Origin of the sequence: Bradyrhizobium sp. BWC-3-1, assembly GCF_032917965.1 — a bacterium.
Lineage (GTDB): Bacteria > Pseudomonadota > Alphaproteobacteria > Rhizobiales > Xanthobacteraceae > Bradyrhizobium > Bradyrhizobium canariense_D.
In genome coordinates this window covers 1,755,755-1,772,915 of the sequence record NZ_CP136625.1, presented here as the reverse complement: position 1 = coordinate 1,772,915, position 17,161 = coordinate 1,755,755, and the positions used below count along the sequence as shown (strand labels likewise).

The window sequence follows — 17,161 nt, the reverse complement described above, 5'->3', positions numbered from 1 at the left end:
TCTGCTAAATAGGCATTCGATTTCCTGCCGAGGTGCGTCTTGAGCGACGAGCGCGTTGAACGACGGTTGGCGGCTGTGTTGGCGGCGGATGTTGCTGGGTATAGCCGCTTGATGGGGGCTGACGAGGAAGGCTCCTTGGCTCGGCTGAAGACTATCAGAAAGGCGCTTGCTGACCCTGCTATAGCCTCCTATCGAGGCCGCATCGTTAAGACGACCGGCGACGGCATGCTGGTCGAATTTGCCAGCGCCGTGGACGCCGTACGTTGCGCGGTTGAAGTTCAGCGCGCAATTGCGGAACTGAATGCCGACCTCCCGCAGGAAGTTCGAATACAATTCCGCATCGGCATCCATGTCGGAGACATCATCATCGACGACGACGATATCTTTGGCGACGGGGTCAACATTGCCGCGCGACTTGAAGGAATTGCAGCGCCCGGGAGCGTCTGCATCTCCGACGACGCGCAGCGACAAATTCGAGGAAAGGTTGATATCGCCTTCGAAGATATCGGTCCGCAGAAGCTGAAGAACATTGTCGAACCGATGAGGGCTTGGCGGGCTCAGCCTGGTGGCCTAAACGCTATGATGGGGTCACCAGGTCAAGCTCCGGCGCTCGCTCTCCCCGACAAACCATCGATCGCGGTGCTGCCATTCGAGAATCTGAGCGGTGATCGGGAGCAGGATTACTTCGCCGATGGCATGGTCGAGGACATCATCACAGCGCTCTCGCGGTTCAAATCGCTGTTCGTGATCGCGCGTAATTCCAGCTTTACTTATAAGGGCAGGGCTGTCGACATCAAGCAGGTGGGGCGCGATCTTGGTGTCCGTTATGTGCTTGAAGGGAGCGTGCGCAAGGCAGCGGGCATCATTCGTATCTCGGGTCAATTGATCAATGCCGCGACCGGCACTCATCTTTGGGCAGACCGGTTTGATGGCAATCTGGACAATGTCTTCGCGTTGCAGGACAAGATAACCGAAGCCGTCGTTTCTGCAATCGAGCCGGCTGTGTATCAAGCCGAAATTGATCTGGCGGCGCGGCGGCGCCCCCTTGACCTTAGCGCGTACGACCTCGGCCTGCGAGCATCGCAACATTTCAACTCGATGACACGCGAAGGAATTGCCGAGGCGATCGAACTATGTCTTCGCGCTCTGGAGCTTGATCCTCGATATGGCTTTGCCGCGTTTATAGCGGGCAGTTGTCATTTCGTCAGCATAAGTCAAGGATGGACTCCTGACGTGAAGCACGCGACTGAGGAGGCGATCCGGTTGCTTTCGTTGGCGCTTGCCATCGACAAGAACGACCCTGGCGTACTGGCTACTGTCGGCCTTGGGATGTCTTACCTGGCAGAGGATACCGACGTTGCGACCGAAATGGTCGATCGTGCGGTTGCGCTCAATCCAAATTCAGCGCTTGCGTGGAGCCAGAGAGGACAGGCATATCTGCTGGGCGGTAAGTGCGCTGAGGCGGTTCGAAGCTTTGAACGCAGCATTCGCCTGAACCCGCTCGACCCGCTGCTTTATTTTACGCTTTCGGGCATGGGGTTCGCACTCATCGAGCTTCGCCGGTTTGACGAGGCGGTTGGCGCGGCCAAAAAAGCGATCCGTCAGAACCAGAAATACGTGCAGAGTTATTACTGCCTGGCATCAGCCCTGGGACACGCCGGACCTGAGGCGGAAGCACAAAAAGCGGTGTCCCGGTTGCTCGAACTTAATCCTGATTTTCGCATTTCCGAATGGGTGAAACGGGGCGCCAGCCAGTGGCATACGCGCAACAAACTGGTGATCGAGGGCATCCGCAGAGCGGGCATTCCTGAATGATCTATCCGCGCGGGCGCGATAGATGAGTGCCGACTTCCGATGATGGCCCTTCGGCGAAGTGGCAGCATCGCTCCAAGAAGTCCGCTTATTGAGGCATGGCGGACGGGATTTGCTCAGGTTGAGTTCTTCGCATTTTGACCCCGAGCGGACCTTCCGATCTCAACCCTTGCGAGCCGTCGCCTGGGCGACGCCGATCTGCATCAGGTCTCGGCCAATCACCAGTTCGCCCGAGAAGCCCTTGCCCGCGGGTAGCAGTTGCTCTCGCGTAGCGTTGCCGGGCACGATGTGGCTGAGAACAAGTTTCTTGACGCCTGCCGCTTCAGCGATCGCTCCGACCTCTTCGACCTGGGTGTGGGCGTTGAGCAGATGCTGCATCAAGCCTTCCTGTGCGAGCGAACGCGGCGTCGGGAAGAGACCTTTGACCCAGTTCGTCACAATGACCTCGTGAACGAGAATGTCTGCGCCTTTCGCGAGCTTGATCAAATTCTCACTTCGCCCCGTATCGCCGGAGAATACGATGGATCCGTCGTCAGTATCGAAGCGATAGGCGAATGCAGGCCAGACAGGCGCGTGCTCGACCAAGGTTGCGGAAACGCGAACGCGATCGTCCTCGAAGAATTTGAACGGCTCCATCGGAGGAGAAGGGGTTTCATTGGGCGATTTGAAGCCGGCAATCGGCGGGAGTTCGATGTCGTGCGCCTCGACCACCGCTTCGAGGCTCGGCTTGCCGTTGTCGCGGATTCGGTCATTCAGATCCGTCGCGAAAGCCTGATAGAGGTAGCCCGTCATATCCCTGGTGCCGGGCGTCGGATTGTCGGGATTGATGATTGGCACGGTCGGAGTGGGAGAGCCGGGCAGCGAAAACACAGGTGCCATCTGGCCTCGCCGACCCGGGCCGAAGACCTTGAAAGGAGTGGACCGGCGGTCGAGCCCGACGAACAAACCGAACAAAAGCAAGTTAGCATAATCGACTGTATGATCGGAATGCAGGTGGGTCAGGAACAGCGCTCGCACCTTGTCGTCCATCACACGGCTGCTTGTCGGCGATATCGCCTGTTGAAGGCGTTTGCCGACCCCCTCGCCGCAGTCCACGATATAGTAGGCGTCACCGACCGCCACGGCCGACGATATGCCGCACTGATCCGAATTCGGCCACCAGGTCGGGCCGCCTGCCGTGCCGAGCAGAATGAGCTTCGCCCACGAGTTGCTGGCGTCTGCGGATGATTGGGCGAGCTGAATTCGTGTGTCCAGGCGGCCGTCGCCGGCCACGGCCGTGCACATCATCGGCCCAAGCAAGCCGGCTCCTGCCGCACTTCCCGCTAGGAAGCCACGGCGCGTGAGCGCTTGCTGGATAGCGTGTCCGATCAGGTTGCACATTTGGCCCCCAAGACGGCTTCACGAGACAGTTTCTGGTAAGTGGACCAGAGAGCCCGTCAACGGACAGCGCTTCGTCAACATGCAGACATCCCGTCGCCAAAACATGCGCAACCGGATCCACTTTCGGACTCCGCCCGCAAATTGCACGTAAATTGTATGGAGGACATGTACAATCGGCAGTCCAGCAGCGGCAATTGGCCGCCTTTGAGAAGATGAACTTAAAGTCTGTTGCGCTTACTAAATCATCCGGCGTGAGTGCCAGACTCACGTCTGAGTTTGGCCCGTAGCCGTCTGTGAGGGCAGCGCAGAGTACGTCTGCTCCGCCCCCGAAGTTCAGACGTCAACTTGTTCCGCTATCGCGAGGGCGTCGTCGACCTCGATGCCTAGATATCGGACGGTGCTCTCGATCTTGGTATGCCCCAGTAGGAGCTGTACGGCTCGCAGGTTGCCGGTTCGGCGATAGATCAAGGTCGCCTTGGTCCGGCGAAGGGAATGCGTCCCGAACAGGTGCGGGTCCAATCCGATATCAGCGACCCAGTGAGATAGGAATCGGGCGTACTGGCGGGTCGTCATATGCCCACTCCGCCGCCGGCTAGTGAACAAGTATTCTCCTGACTTCTTGCCAGTAAGCCGCAGGTAGTCGTCGATTGCCTGCCGGGTCGATTCCGTGAGTTCGAATTTGACCGGCCGGCCGGTCTTATTTTGTCGGACGGTCGCGCGGTCGGCGGCATATCCGCCCGGCGCAAGGTCATCAACCTTCAAGGCTACGACGTCGCAGCCGCGCAGCTTGCTATCGATGGCGACGTTGAACAGCGCCAGATCGCGCATTCGACATTCGACCTTCGACCTGGAGCTTGGTTCGGATTGACCAGACGTGCTTCGGACGGAGCGGCGGCTTTGCGCCGACGATCTTGCCCTTGTTCCAAGGAACGTGTTTAGAGATAGCAAGGATGGTGCTTGGGATATCGGTCATGTTGACCTCCTCAGCTACTGAGGTTGGTCATTTTCAGCCCGGAGCCCTTCCAATCCCGCGTCCGCTTCTAGACGATTGGAGACGTACTTGTGTCCATTTCGATCTATGACAAGACCGATTTTGACCCGCAGACCTTGCTGTCCCCGCGCGTTTTCCGCAAGATCAAGAATCCGGTGATCAATCCAAATTCGTAACCTCGGCAGTCCCGGATGGGTTCATCAGAACGGTATCGATGGTTGCGTCGTATTTCGACCATTCCCTTCCCGAGTTATCGATGCTGATCTTCGGGATATCCAGCTCTGCGTAAAGCCGGTCAGTGAGCTTGCGATATTCTCGGTACAGCTCGATGAGCCCACCAAGGCCAACCAGGCCGTGCCTGACGGCATAGGGCGATGCCAGCTTCCAGTCGACCTGATATGTCACCCATGCATCGCCACGCTCGGCGGCAACCGTTCTGATCGCCCGGTCGACGTCATCCTGATTAAAGTAGATCAGCAAGGGACGTAATGGCTTCATGGCAGCCACCACCTCATGAATGTAGCCACGAATCAGGGCTGTGTCGGCATCAAGCAGGAACAGTGACGTCAGATTGCCATGGAAAAGTTGTCCATCGACAACCGTGATGCGCTCTGACATCGACGCCGAATTGACGTACGTCCGCCAGCGTGCAACGGCTGATTTCGCCAGTTGCGTTGCCGGCATGTCCGTCCACGGCACGTCCCAATCGAAGCGGATCGGATGTGGACTGACGCCCTCGGTGATACTGAGGGCGGCGAAGCCGGATCGATTCAATCGATCGGCGATTCGCCGTACGCTCGTCGACTTACCGGACCCCATGATCCCTTCGACGATCACAAGTCCGGAGCGGATGCTGCAAACGGGCTGGGTCATACTGAGGCGATGATAGCCTGTCCCATTCGCCGCCACCAGCGAAGCTTCTTCTGCTCCTGGCCCATCGGAGAAGTGAGCGCAGCACTCCACTAGGTCCGCTCACCGAGGCATTGCCGACTAGATTGCTCAGGTTGAGTTCTTCGCATTTTGACCCGTAGCGGACCATCGCGGCGCGGCGGACTACGTGAGGACCCAGCTCAACCGTTATTGTCGCGGGTTCCGATACATTGCACCCAATGTACCGGCTACCGACCCAAGGCACAGAGGCGCACCAACGCCGATCATTGCCCAGAATGCGAGTAGCAGGAGGTGAGCTGCCAAACCCTCTCCTATGACGTCACCTCGTAGCCAAAGAGGTGCTGCTGTCGTCACGAGCAACAGAGACCCGGCAATCGCGATTTTCATCCAAGATGTTGAGCGTGGATCACGACGCGCGAAGTGAAATGACCCCCATGCAGCCGTGGAGGCAAGGACCGTCCATAAGATGCCAAGCGAGAGCATAGAGAGACAACATCCTCCAATCGGCTTCCAATAGATAAGATTGGTGCATAAATCTTCGTCTACCAGACTAAAACTTCAAAGAATCCGTCCATCACTCTCTAGGTCGAAGGTCAGCTTGTGGCCGATTTTGTTGCAAAAGTTGGCTGCAATGGATTTGGCCGCTGGGCCTTTTGTTGAGCCGCGCTTTGAAGCGCTGGCCCTGACGCATTTTACGCAACTTTGACGCTACGCTACGCGATGCGCAGAACCTGAGCCGGCGGCGGTCGTGCGACCAGCGATGCAAACCGCCTCAGATTCTGAGCGATGGCGGCTAGAACAAACTCATCCTGGGCACCTTGCGGGCCTCGCAATCGGAGCCGACCAAGCTTCAGGATGCGCTTCAAGTGTGCGAACCTCATCTCGATCTTCTTGCGCTGACGCCGAGAGAGCTCGAAGCCCTCGGTGCCAGCGAACGACCGGGCAACGTCTCGGGCATGCTCATGGATATCGCGCGGGATCTTGCGTGATGGTTCCTTTGGGCAGCACTGCGGTTTGAGCGGGCATACATCGCAGTCGAGCTTGCTGGCACGATACAGAAGGGTCTTGCCCTCGTGCACGGTACCGCTCGTCCCAAGCCGCTTACCACCCGGGCAGTGGTAAACGTCCCCGGTTGGGTCATATCGAAAGTCGCTCCGCGAGAAGGTGCCATCATCCCGCTTCGACTTATCGAACACAGGGATATGCGGCGCGATGCCCTTCTCCTCGACCAGCCAGTTCAGCATCGGAGCCGCTCCGTAAGCGGTATCCCCGACAAGTCGCTCTGGCTTGAGACCAAAGCGCTCCTCGGTTCGTTCGATCATGGTTTTTGCTGCACCGACCTCGGCCTGGCGAATGGCGCGGGAGGCCTCGACATCCACGATGACGCCGAACTTCACGTCGATGAGATAGTTGTCGGAGTACGCGAAGAATGCCGGCCCCTTGTGAGCGCCGGTCCACTGCGCTGCCGGATCGGATGGCGAGACAAACTTCGGGATGACATCGCTGGCGGCGCCCCACGCCGGATCGTCGAGGGTTGCCAAATACTCCTTCACCGCGCGGCTGGACCTGGCCGGATCGCGATCCCTGCGCCAGTCCTGACCTGCGATCGAGCGCTGCTTGTTCGCGTCGGCCGCAATCAGGCTCGCATCGACTGCAAATCCTTCGCCACCAACCAGACCGGCGGCAATGCATGTCTCGACAATCCGTTCGAACACGCGGCGGAGAACATCTCCATCACGGAAGCGCTCGTTGCGGGCGCGCGAAAATGCCGAATGATCCGGGACAGCGTCCTCGATACCAAGCTTGCAGAACCAGCGATAGGCGAGGTTCACCTGCACTTCACGGCAGATCAGCCGTTCCGAGCGGATCGCAAAGACATACCCCACGACCAGCATCCGGATCATCAGTTCCGGATCAATCGACGGGCGCCCCATCGACGAATAGTGAGATGCTAGTTCACCGCGAAGCCAGGACAGATCGAGAGCAGCATCGATCTTCCGCACCAGATGATCTTCGGGTATCGCGTCGCCAAGACGAAACTCGTAGAACAGTTGACCTTGGTCACTCTTCAGACGGCCCATCATGGATCGACCTCGCCGAGATTCGCGTCAACACAACGGAATCACGGTTCGTGACTTGTCTCAACCGACTTTTGCAACAAAATCGGCCCACAGCGGACCTTGGTCAACCTGTCCGCGTCTCCGCTGCCATAACTCAGGAGGGACGTCCGGATTGCACATAATGCGCATCTCCGTCGCCCACTCCGTCAGGCACTGCTCAGCATACTGGAGCCCTTGATCTTCTCTAAAAACTCCCCAATACCGATAGGTGCAATATAGCCCGCACAGCCAAAGGAAAGCGAAAAGCAGAACAAGGGCACTAATGAAGCTTTTTACGAACTCGATTGGATCGAGAGCCTTCACCACGAAAATCAAGGCGAGACATACAGCTCCAGCAACCGTAAAGCCGCGCACTCGAAGCCGCCAAAATCGGACGCCCTCTGAAACAGTCATCCCTCTTCCTTCAGGGTACGTACGCTCTCGCGCTCAATGACTCTGCGGCTTTCGTCTTCCATCCGGGGACGACTGAGATGTCTCGTGAGCCGTCCTTCAGCGCCCCATCCGCGCCGCCTCGCAATCGGGGCCAACAGCAGGCAGGCCAAGTTTAAAGCAATCAGCGCGATCAGTAGATAGAGGCCGTAAAACACGAAAATGCAGGACGCGCCGCCGACGATAAGGAAGAGCAGCACGGTGGGCGGGATTTTGATGCGAAACATGCTCACCATGGTAGCACAAGGTCGCCTAGGTTCGCGCCCGCCCACGAACAAGGTTTGCAGACCGTTTAAGTCCGCTGTTGGCCCGGGGTTGACGTCAGCCCAGAGCGCGGCGATGTCCATTTCCGAGAGATCACCCGACCAAGGGCATGCTGGCTGTCGACGGCAGCCTCTGACCCACAGCGGAAGTTAATGGAGCGCAACCAGGTGCTGCTTGGAGGTAATGGTACCCGCAACGGTTTCTTTGCAATCGGTTTCTAAACTACAAGCGGTGCCTTGGGAAACTTGCATGTCAGCAGTCGTTGCAATTTTAGGTGTTTGGTTTGTCGTGTTCGGAGTTCTTGTGGCTCCCAGCCGCTGGGCGGGCACCTGGATCGCGGGACAAACGAAAAGCTCGATTTTCGGATATCTTTTCTGCATCGCGTGCGCACAACTGATTGCTGTCTATTCGGCCGTCATCCTCGTATTCGCGAATTTCTCGTTTCTTCCCCATTTCAACTCGGAGTCTTCGCAGATCGGGTTCGCCCATCTGATTTTCTTTGTGCCAGCGCTCTTCGCTCTAGTACTCGGGTTTCGCCGCGCAAGGTCGCTGGGCGTTGAACCGAAGCAAACTGCCCCGCCGGTTATTGAAGCTCCGCAACAATCGAATGGCGCGCTGAGATTTATAAGATCAACGCTCCCTGTCCCGATTTTGTACGCGCTCATCGGCGTCACAGTCTTTGGTCTCTTGGACGCGACAACAGGACGGTTCTTCGGCCAATTTATTTCCGATCGTCCGGTAGCGGTCGTTCTGTCAGCGTTGGCAGGCGCGGTCATGGGCTATTTGCTTGGATGGCATATAGTCAGCACGAATGGGCTTCCGCCCAATACGACGCCTTACGAGATGAACGCGGCTCTCCGCAAGCGAGCGCAAAATGGCCCCTCCTCGCAAGGATAAGCGGCCCAACGTCGCCTTTTGGCCCGGAGCGGTCTGTGAGGGCAGCGCAGAGCGCGTCTGCTCTGCCCGAAGTCAGACGTCGACTTGTTCTGCTATCGCGAGCGCGTCGTCGACCTCGATGCCTAGATATCGGACGGTGCTCTCGATCTTGGTATGCCCAGTAAGAGCTGTACGGCTCGCAGGTTGCCGGTTCGGCGATAGATCAAGGTCGCCTTGGTCCGGCGAAGGGAATGCGTCCCGAACAAGTGCGGGTCCAGTCCGATATCGGCGAGCCAGCGGGATAGGAGACGGGCATACTGGCGTTTCGTCATGTGAACACTCGGCCGCCGGCCCGTGAACAAGTATTCTCCTGACTTCTTACCCGTAAGCCGTAGGTAATCGTCGATTGCCTGCCGCGTCGATTCCGTCAGTTCGAACTTGACTGGTCGGCCGGTCTTCTTCTGCCGGACTGTCGCGCGGTCGGCCGAATACCCGCCCGGCGCGAGGTCTTCAACTTTCAAGGCTACGACGTCGCAGCCGCGCAGCTTGCTATCGATGGCGACGTTAAATATCGCCAGATCGCGCGTTCGACCTTCGACCTGGAGCTTGGTTCGGATTGACCACACATGCTTTGGACGGAGCGGCGGCTTTGCGCCGACGATCTTCCCCTTGTTCCAAGGAACGTGCTTCGAGATGGCGGGGACGGTGCTTGGAATAATGGTCATGTTGGCCTCCTCAAATAGTGAGGCTTGTCATTTTCGATCCGGAGACCTTCCAATCCGGCGTCCCCGAAGTCGGCGTGGGTTGGAAGCTCTTTGCACTGCTAATTGTCGTGCTCACGGGTTGGAGTTTTGCGGACTCAGAACCTTACACTTCGACAGGACTCATCCACCTGATGATGAGCGCGCTATCGGCGGCCGGTCTTGCACTCATGGCATTTGAGATTGACTTTTTGCCGCGCAAATTCTGGCGCGCATTTTCCGTGGCATATGCAGTGTATAGCGTTGGCCTGATGGCCTTTTCCAGTCAGAACCTGTACAAGCAATACGCTGTTGATGGGCGGTCTCTGTCGGCAGTCGTCAGCGCATTCCTCATAATGGCCACGCTCCAGATCGCCATCAACATCGGACTTTGGGTAAACGCCTCTTCGCGTTTTTCACCGCGAGGCAATGCCTGCTCCGTCCGACGATGAGCTACATCGGTTATGGATGGCTTGTCGCAAGATAGGCTTTGGCGCTCCCTTGTGAGATTTCTCCTGAGGTCCGCCTCTGGCCCTCAGCTGAGCTGGGCGAGCAGCCGGTCCAAGACCGCGTGTGAACCATCGCTGAGTTGGACCGCTCGCCTGCACGACGATTATTTTCCCGAGTAAGTGAGCTCGATCTCGGTCCGGAATGGAGCTAATGCCGACACTTCCAGCAAAGGCGTAATGCTCAGCGTGTAGAGCCCCTCATCCAGCGGCAACAAGGCGAGTTCACGAGCGCGGGAGAAAGCTGATGACGCGACGATCCCGTCCGAACTACCAGTCTGATCATGCACGACGCGGTTTTCCTGATCCCGGACGGTTACGCGAAACGTCGTCGGCAGCTTGCCGGGAGGCGAGCCTGCGTTGATCGGTTGTGCAACGGGACCGCCCAGGAGAGCCGCAAGAGCAGCCTCCTCCTTTGCTCCCGTGAAATAGACGACGAGGTTCAGCTGATATTGCTTCTTTGCGATGATGCGGGCTTGGAAGGTGAAGGGTGTTCCCTCGAGAAGCAGCACCGGAACGGAAAATCGCGGGATGTCATGGTGCGCCCATTTTAAGTATTGGACATACGGAGGTTCGCCATACACCCAGCCCCCAGCAACTCGGAAGACACCGGCTGCCAGCAGGAAGAACAGTATCGCACCAAGTGTTCGATGCCACGTCCGCGTCCGCATCGTTTGGTTGTGTTACAGGCAGTCCTAACCTCTGGTAAATGGGCGCTGCTTCTGCTTGTGCTTCTGCTTCTGGCCGATTCTGTTGAAAAAGTCGGCTGTTGCGGCGCAGATAGATCAGTGATTCAGTCTGTCTAGTTGGCAGGACTGAAGATCATGATGGGGCATCGGCAAGTCGAGCAAGCCGCTTTGTTCTATGAGTTCTCACTTGAGAAGCATATTCCCGCCGATCACCTGCTCAGGTCGATCGACAGGTTTGTTGACCTCGGAGAGATCAAGCGGGACCTGGCACCTTTCTACAGCAACATCGGTCGGCCTTCGATCGATCCGGAGCTCATGATCCGGATGCTGCTGATCGGTTACTGCTTCGGTATCCGGTCAGAGCGGCGCCTGTGCGATGAGGTTCACCTTAATTTGGCCTACCGGTGGTTCTGCCGGCTCGGTCTCGAGGGGGCGGTGCCGGATCACTCGACGTTCTCCAAGAACAGGCACGGCCGCTTCCGGCAAAGCGATCTCTTCCGACGCGTGTTCGAGTGCGTGTTGCGCCGCTGCATCGAGGAGCGGCTGGTCGGCGGTGAAGGGTTTGCAGTCGATGCGAGCTTGATCAAGGCCGATGCCAATCGGCAGAAGGGCATCGAAGGCGACAAGGGACTTCCGCCAGCGGCGGCCGGACGAGCCATCGATGAGTATCTAGCTGTCCTCGACGATGCAGCCTTCGGGGCAGCGACCGAAGTCACCCCCAAGTTCGTGTCGCCCTCCGACCCGGCGGCGCGCTGGACGGGGGCTCACGGTGGCCAAGCCTTCTTCGCCTACTCCACGAACTACCTGATCGACGTCGAGAACGCGATCATCGTCGATGTTGAGGCGACTACGGCGATTCGGCAGGCGGAGGTGCTGGCTGCCAAGCGCATGATTGAGCGCTCGCTCGAACGGTTCGATCTCTATCCAAGCCGGCTCCTCGGCGACAGCGGTTATGGCTCGGCCGAGATGCTCGCCTGGCTGCTCTATGAGCACGGCATCGAGCCCCACGTTACAGTGTTCGACAAGTCGGCCCGCACAGACGGGATCTTCTCGCGCGACGACTTCACCTATGACCATACCGGAGACGTCTATCGTTGCCCCGATGGCAAAGTTCTTACCACGACCGGAACGCTGGTGAATGATGGTGCCACCATGCTTTACCTGGCCAGTAAGCGCGATTGTGATCGCTGCGCATTGAAGCTCCGGTGCTGCCCCACGCAGGCCTCACGGAGGGTGCCACGCTCGATCTACGAGGGCGCTCGCGACATGGCGCGCCAGATCGCAAGATCATGGGAGGGTCGCACTTCTCGTCGGCTCCGCAAGAAGATCGAGATGCTGTTCGCGCACCTCAAGCGCATTCTCAAGCTCGATCGCCTGCGACTAAGGGGTCCGAACGGCGCGCGCGACGAGTTCACCCTCGCAGCCACAGCCCAGAACCTCCGCAAAATGGCCAAGCTGATCCCAATGCCAACCCCAAGGCTCGCATAAGAACTGGTGAGCCCTTCGTCCGCATCGCAACTCGTACCATTACAGCGAACTACTTCGGGCCTTTTTCAACGGAATCGGCCCATAGCCGACCTGCCACAAGCAACCGGTCCGGGACCGCTTGTGACCCCGAGCGGACCCTGTTGCAATCGTAGAACAAGACCGCATTTGATCGATCTCGACCATCCTCACACGAATGTCGCCGGGCAACGAGCTCCCTAAATTGCCGGCATAGACTGCTGCAACGTGCTAACCTCGCCTCGCAACGGCGTGGCCCGTACGAGGGGGACACATGCGACGGCGAGAATTTATTGGAAATCTCGGCGTTCTTGGCGCTGCAGCAGGATCGACATTGTTTAGTCGGGGCTCGAGCGCTCAGCCTGCGCGAAAACGGCCGGTCATTGCGTGGGCGGGAGCTCCGCCCGCAGGTGCGCCTGCAGGCGTAAACGTGCCGCAATTCATTTTAGACCTGGTGTACGGCAATTTTGTTAAGGGTCTTGCGGAGTTCGGATACGAGCATGGTCGGAATGTGGAGGTCATAAAGCGCTTTGACATGTTTTCTGATCGAGTAGCAACCATGGAAGAGATGGTGGCCCTAGCCAAACCCGATGTCATCGTCGCGCCCGCGACATTGCAAGCCGTCGAGGCCCGAAAGGCGACATCGACGATACCGATTGTTTGCGGCGCACTCGCAGACGCGGTTCATCTCGGATTGATTGCCAGCGAAGCTCGCCCGGGGGGAAATGTAACGGGCATCGAACCCTACATCTCGGGATTGCCGACCAAGCAAATCGAACTTGCGCGGGAAATTGCGCCGAGGGCAAGATACGTGGGACTGCTCACCAACATGAGCGATCCCAAGGGCCCGCCTCAGGTCGAGGACTTGAAGGCAGCTTGCCAAACTATAGGCCTTAGCGTGGTTGAAGCCGACGCCAATACGCCGAACGACATTCCGGGTGCGCTCGCTGCGCTCGCAAACAAAAAGGTCGATGTTGTCGTAGTCCTTCAGACCAATCTGCTCCTTGTCCGATGCGAGCAGATCGGCGCCATTGCCCTTGAAAGGCGGCTGCCGACCGTGTTCGGATACCGCGAGCATGTTATTCACGGGGGCCTTGTGAGCTATGGCGTTGACTTGCGCTGGTGTTATCGCCGCACAGGCTATTTTGTGGATAAGATACTCAGGGGGGTACACCCAGGCGACCTCCCCATCGAATTTCCAAGCAAGCTGTGGCTGGCAGTCAACCTCAAGACGGCAAAGGCGCTCGACGTCGCTATACCAGCAGCACTCCTCGCCCGCGGCGACGAGGTGATTGAATAGTTCCGCTTCTGGCCGATTCTGTTGAAAAAGTCGGCTGTTGCGGCGCAGATAGATCAGTGATTCAGTCTGTCTAGTTGGCAGGACTGAAGATCATGATGGGGCATCGGCAAGTCGAGCAAGCCGCTTTGTTCTATGAGTTCTCACTTGAGAAGCATATTCCCGCCGATCACCTGCTCAGGTCGATCGACAGGTTTGTTGACCTCGGAGAGATCAAGCGGGACCTGGCACCTTTCTACAGCAACATCGGTCGGCCTTCGATCGATCCGGAGCTCATGATCCGGATGCTGCTGATCGGTTACTGCTTCGGTATCCGGTCAGAGCGGCGCCTGTGCGATGAGGTTCACCTTAATTTGGCCTACCGGTGGTTCTGCCGGCTCGGTCTCGAGGGGGCGGTGCCGGATCACTCGACGTTCTCCAAGAACAGGCACGGCCGCTTCCGGCAAAGCGATCTCTTCCGACGCGTGTTCGAGTGCGTGTTGCGCCGCTGCATCGAGGAGCGGCTGGTCGGCGGTGAAGGGTTTGCAGTCGATGCGAGCTTGATCAAGGCCGATGCCAATCGGCAGAAGGGCATCGAAGGCGACAAGGGACTTCCGCCAGCGGCGGCCGGACGAGCCATCGATGAGTATCTAGCTGTCCTCGACGATGCAGCCTTCGGGGCAGCGACCGAAGTCACCCCCAAGTTCGTGTCGCCCTCCGACCCGGCGGCGCGCTGGACGGGGGCTCACGGTGGCCAAGCCTTCTTCGCCTACTCCACGAACTACCTGATCGACGTCGAGAACGCGATCATCGTCGATGTTGAGGCGACTACGGCGATTCGGCAGGCGGAGGTGCTGGCTGCCAAGCGCATGATTGAGCGCTCGCTCGAACGGTTCGATCTCTATCCAAGCCGGCTCCTCGGCGACAGCGGTTATGGCTCGGCCGAGATGCTCGCCTGGCTGCTCTATGAGCACGGCATCGAGCCCCACGTTACAGTGTTCGACAAGTCGGCCCGCACAGACGGGATCTTCTCGCGCGACGACTTCACCTATGACCATACCGGAGACGTCTATCGTTGCCCCGATGGCAAAGTTCTTACCACGACCGGAACGCTGGTGAATGATGGTGCCACCATGCTTTACCTGGCCAGTAAGCGCGATTGTGATCGCTGCGCATTGAAGCTCCGGTGCTGCCCCACGCAGGCCTCACGGAGGGTGCCACGCTCGATCTACGAGGGCGCTCGCGACATGGCGCGCCAGATCGCAAGATCATGGGAGGGTCGCACTTCTCGTCGGCTCCGCAAGAAGATCGAGATGCTGTTCGCGCACCTCAAGCGCATTCTCAAGCTCGATCGCCTGCGACTAAGGGGTCCGAACGGCGCGCGCGACGAGTTCACCCTCGCAGCCACAGCCCAGAACCTCCGCAAAATGGCCAAGCTGATCCCAATGCCAACCCCAAGGCTCGCATAAGAACTGGTGAGCCCTTCGTCCGCATCGCAACTCGTACCATTACAGCGAACTACTTCGGGCCTTTTTCAACGGAATCGGCCCATCGGCGAACTGGCAGGGCCTTACCATGAGGTCCGCTGACCGAGGCACAGCAGACCAGATTTGCTCACCTTGAGTTCTTCGCACTTTGACCCTACGCGGACATTGGGCAGCGTCGTGCCCCTTCCGAAGCCCTATTGGAGGAGCTATAATCACCTCCCCACTCTAAGGGGCGCTGAGCTAAGAAGCGGTCGCGAATTCATCAGCTTATTTTCGGGAGTGGTTGCCGCGTTGCGGCGGATGCAGGTTGCTGGTTCTCCGCGTAGCTTTGGCACGCAAGCCGTGCTGATGAGGTGGTCGAATGAGGCGACGAGATTTCGTGATAGCTGTTGGGGCCATTGCCGGTCTGGGCCCGATGGCTAAATCCAAAGCTCAAGTCCGAACTCGTCGTATCGGTGTGCTCACTTTAGAAGGGCCTGCGAAGCCGCTTCTCGAAGAGACCCTCAAAAAGCTGGGTTGGATGCTTGGTCAGAACCTCAAGGTTGAGTACCGGATTTACAACGGGGATACCGATCTGGCGCACCGTTATGCCCGCGAGCTAATCTCCCTAAAGCCAGATGTGCTGTATGCTGTAACCAATACCTCAATGGCGGCGTTTCAATTGGAAGGCTCGACGATTCCGACCGTCTTTGCGATGGTTAGCGATCCGGTCGGGAGACACTACGTCGATAGCTTTCACAGACCGGGCCGCAATGTGACAGGCTTTACGCCATTTGTGCCGTCGCTGGGGGGTAAATGGGTTTCCATTCTGAAGGAGGTTGCACCGGACATCCAGCACGTTGGTCTCATATACAATCCTGAACCTGGGAATAATGCCGCTGCATTTCGCAAATCGATTGATGAGACTGCGAGCCTGACTGGGATTGTGTCGGTGGAAGCACCCAGCGGCGACAGCTCCGGTATCGAGCGTCTAATCATTTCCCTAAAGGAGAAGGCTAATAGTGGGCTGATCTTCTTGCCTGACGCCTTTACTTGGGTTCAACGGAGGCATTTGACGGACCTGATCGGACAGTGCGCACTTCCGGCAATATATCCGCTCCGTGGCTTCCCTGAAGCAGGCGGCCTGATATCGTACGGTATCGACATGAATAAGATATATGTCGGCGCGGCCACTTACATTGACCAGATTTTGCGTGGCGCTAATCCCGCTGAACTGCCAGTTCAAGCCCCAACCGAATTTGAGCTGATCGTCAATCAAAACGCAGCAAAGCAACTTGGCCTTCGACTGCCGCCGACGTTGCTCGCCCGCGCTGACGAGGTGATCGAATAGAGAAGCTGATTGTTGCGGTGCATCAGTCTGGTTGTGGCCCGTAGCCGTCTGTGAGGGCAGCGCAGAGTACGTCTGCTCCGCCCCCGAAGTTCAGACGTCAACTTGTTCTGCTATCGCGAGGGCGTCGTCGACCTCGATGCCTAGATATCGGACGGTGCTCTCGATCTTGGTATGCCCCAGTAGGAGCTGTACGGCTCGCAGGTTGCCGGTTCGGCGATAGATCAAGGTCGCCTTGGTCCGGCGAAGGGAATGCGTCCCGAACAAGTGCGGGTCCAGTCCGATATCAGCGATCCAGTGAGACAGGAGCCTGGCGTACTGGCGGGTCGTCATATGTCCACTCCGCCGCCGGCCAGTGAACAAGTATTCTCCTGACTTCTTGCCAGTAAGCCGCAGGTAGTCGTCGATTGCCTGCCGGGTCGATTCCGTGAGTTCGAATTTGACCGGCCGGCCGGTCTTATTTTGTCGGACGGTCGCGCGGTCTGCGGCATATCCGCCCGGCGCAAGGTCATCGACCTTCAAGCCTACGACGTCGCAGCCGCGCAGCTTGCTATCAATGGCGACGTTGAACAGCGCCAGATCGCGCATTCGGCCTTCGACCTGGAGCTTGGTTCGGATTGACCAGACGTGCTTCGGACGGAGCGGCGGCTTTGCGCCGACGATCTTGCCCTTGTTCCAAGGAACGTGTTTAGAGATAGCAAGGATGGTGCTTGGGATATCGGTCATGTTGACCTCCTCAGCTAGTGAGGTTGGTCATTTTCAGCCCGGAGCCCTCCCAATCCCACGTCCGCTTCTAGAAGATTGAAGACGTACTTGTGTCCATTTCGATCTATGACAAGACCGATTTTGACCCGAAGCAGACTTTCGGTG

General features: G+C 58.1%; 14 protein-coding genes and 2 pseudogenes. 7 read left to right on the top strand and 9 right to left on the bottom strand.

The window, feature by feature from the left end; translation table 11 throughout:
- The first annotated feature begins 39 nt into the window (after positions 1–39).
- Positions 40–1,815, top strand: a complete 1,776-nt coding sequence (locus RX329_RS08580; protein ID WP_317245636.1) for an adenylate/guanylate cyclase domain-containing protein — start codon at positions 40–42, stop codon at positions 1,813–1,815.
- Between the two features lie 159 nt (positions 1,816–1,974).
- Here the strand turns inward: RX329_RS08580 and RX329_RS08575 are convergent, their stop codons facing one another.
- From RX329_RS08575 to RX329_RS08550, 6 genes and pseudogenes are all read right to left on the bottom strand, one after another.
- Complete coding sequence (locus RX329_RS08575) at positions 1,975–3,192, bottom strand: MBL fold metallo-hydrolase (RefSeq protein ID WP_317245635.1); 1,218 nt, start codon at positions 3,190–3,192, stop codon at positions 1,975–1,977.
- Positions 3,193–3,525: 333 nt separating this feature from the next.
- A pseudogene (locus RX329_RS08570) lies at positions 3,526–4,165 on the bottom strand (tyrosine-type recombinase/integrase).
- Positions 4,166–4,342: 177 nt separating this feature from the next.
- A complete protein-coding gene (locus tag RX329_RS08565) occupies positions 4,343–5,056 on the bottom strand; it encodes a hypothetical protein (RefSeq protein WP_317245634.1) in 714 nt (237 codons plus the stop codon).
- Between the two features lie 731 nt (positions 5,057–5,787).
- Positions 5,788–7,158 (bottom strand): IS1182 family transposase, encoded by a 1,371-nt coding sequence (locus tag RX329_RS08560; protein ID WP_026233905.1) that lies wholly within the window; start codon positions 7,156–7,158, stop codon positions 5,788–5,790.
- Between the two features lie 57 nt (positions 7,159–7,215).
- Positions 7,216–7,587: a hypothetical protein gene (locus RX329_RS08555; RefSeq protein ID WP_317245633.1), complete on the bottom strand. Its 372-nt coding sequence runs from the start codon at positions 7,585–7,587 to the stop codon at positions 7,216–7,218.
- The gene (locus RX329_RS08550) at positions 7,584–7,970 is read right to left on the bottom strand and encodes a hypothetical protein (protein ID WP_317245632.1); all 387 of its coding nucleotides are present in this window, start codon (positions 7,968–7,970) and stop codon (positions 7,584–7,586) included. The genes RX329_RS08555 and RX329_RS08550 overlap by 4 nt, the downstream gene beginning before the upstream one ends.
- A 166-nt stretch (positions 7,971–8,136) precedes the next feature.
- Here RX329_RS08550 and RX329_RS08545 point away from each other — a divergent pair, with 166 nt between their 5' ends.
- Positions 8,137–8,784 carry a hypothetical protein gene (locus RX329_RS08545; RefSeq protein ID WP_317245631.1) on the top strand — a complete coding sequence of 216 codons (648 nt, stop codon included), beginning with the start codon at positions 8,137–8,139 and terminating at the stop codon, positions 8,782–8,784.
- A 72-nt stretch (positions 8,785–8,856) separates the two neighbouring features.
- On the opposite strand, the pseudogene RX329_RS08540 reads toward RX329_RS08545, so the two are convergent.
- A pseudogene (locus tag RX329_RS08540) lies at positions 8,857–9,488 on the bottom strand (tyrosine-type recombinase/integrase).
- Between the two features lie 17 nt (positions 9,489–9,505).
- Between RX329_RS08540 and RX329_RS08535 the strand changes: the two are divergent.
- Positions 9,506–9,955, top strand: a complete 450-nt coding sequence (locus RX329_RS08535) for a hypothetical protein (RefSeq protein WP_317245630.1) — start codon at positions 9,506–9,508, stop codon at positions 9,953–9,955.
- Positions 9,956–10,116: 161 nt separating this feature from the next.
- Here the strand turns inward: RX329_RS08535 and RX329_RS08530 are convergent, their stop codons facing one another.
- A complete protein-coding gene (locus RX329_RS08530; RefSeq protein ID WP_317245629.1) occupies positions 10,117–10,680 on the bottom strand; it encodes a DUF5625 family protein in 564 nt (187 codons plus the stop codon).
- Positions 10,681–10,833: 153 nt separating this feature from the next.
- On the opposite strand from RX329_RS08530, the gene RX329_RS08525 reads away from it, so the two are divergent.
- From RX329_RS08525 to RX329_RS08510, 4 genes are all read left to right on the top strand, one after another.
- Positions 10,834–12,186 (top strand): transposase, encoded by a 1,353-nt coding sequence (locus RX329_RS08525; RefSeq protein WP_085384478.1) that lies wholly within the window; start codon positions 10,834–10,836, stop codon positions 12,184–12,186.
- 445 nt (positions 12,187–12,631) lie between these two features.
- Positions 12,632–13,501: an ABC transporter substrate-binding protein gene (locus RX329_RS08520; protein WP_035992221.1), complete on the top strand. Its 870-nt coding sequence runs from the start codon at positions 12,632–12,634 to the stop codon at positions 13,499–13,501.
- Positions 13,502–13,593: 92 nt separating this feature from the next.
- A complete protein-coding gene (locus RX329_RS08515) occupies positions 13,594–14,946 on the top strand; it encodes a transposase (RefSeq protein ID WP_085384478.1) in 1,353 nt (450 codons plus the stop codon).
- Positions 14,947–15,379: 433 nt separating this feature from the next.
- Positions 15,380–16,294 (top strand): ABC transporter substrate-binding protein, encoded by a 915-nt coding sequence (locus tag RX329_RS08510; RefSeq protein ID WP_317245628.1) that lies wholly within the window; start codon positions 15,380–15,382, stop codon positions 16,292–16,294.
- A gap of 90 nt (positions 16,295–16,384) precedes the next feature.
- Here RX329_RS08510 and RX329_RS08505 read toward each other — a convergent pair whose 3' ends face one another.
- Positions 16,385–17,017: a tyrosine-type recombinase/integrase gene (locus RX329_RS08505; RefSeq protein WP_317245627.1), complete on the bottom strand. Its 633-nt coding sequence runs from the start codon at positions 17,015–17,017 to the stop codon at positions 16,385–16,387.
- Positions 17,018–17,161: the final 144 nt, after the last annotated feature.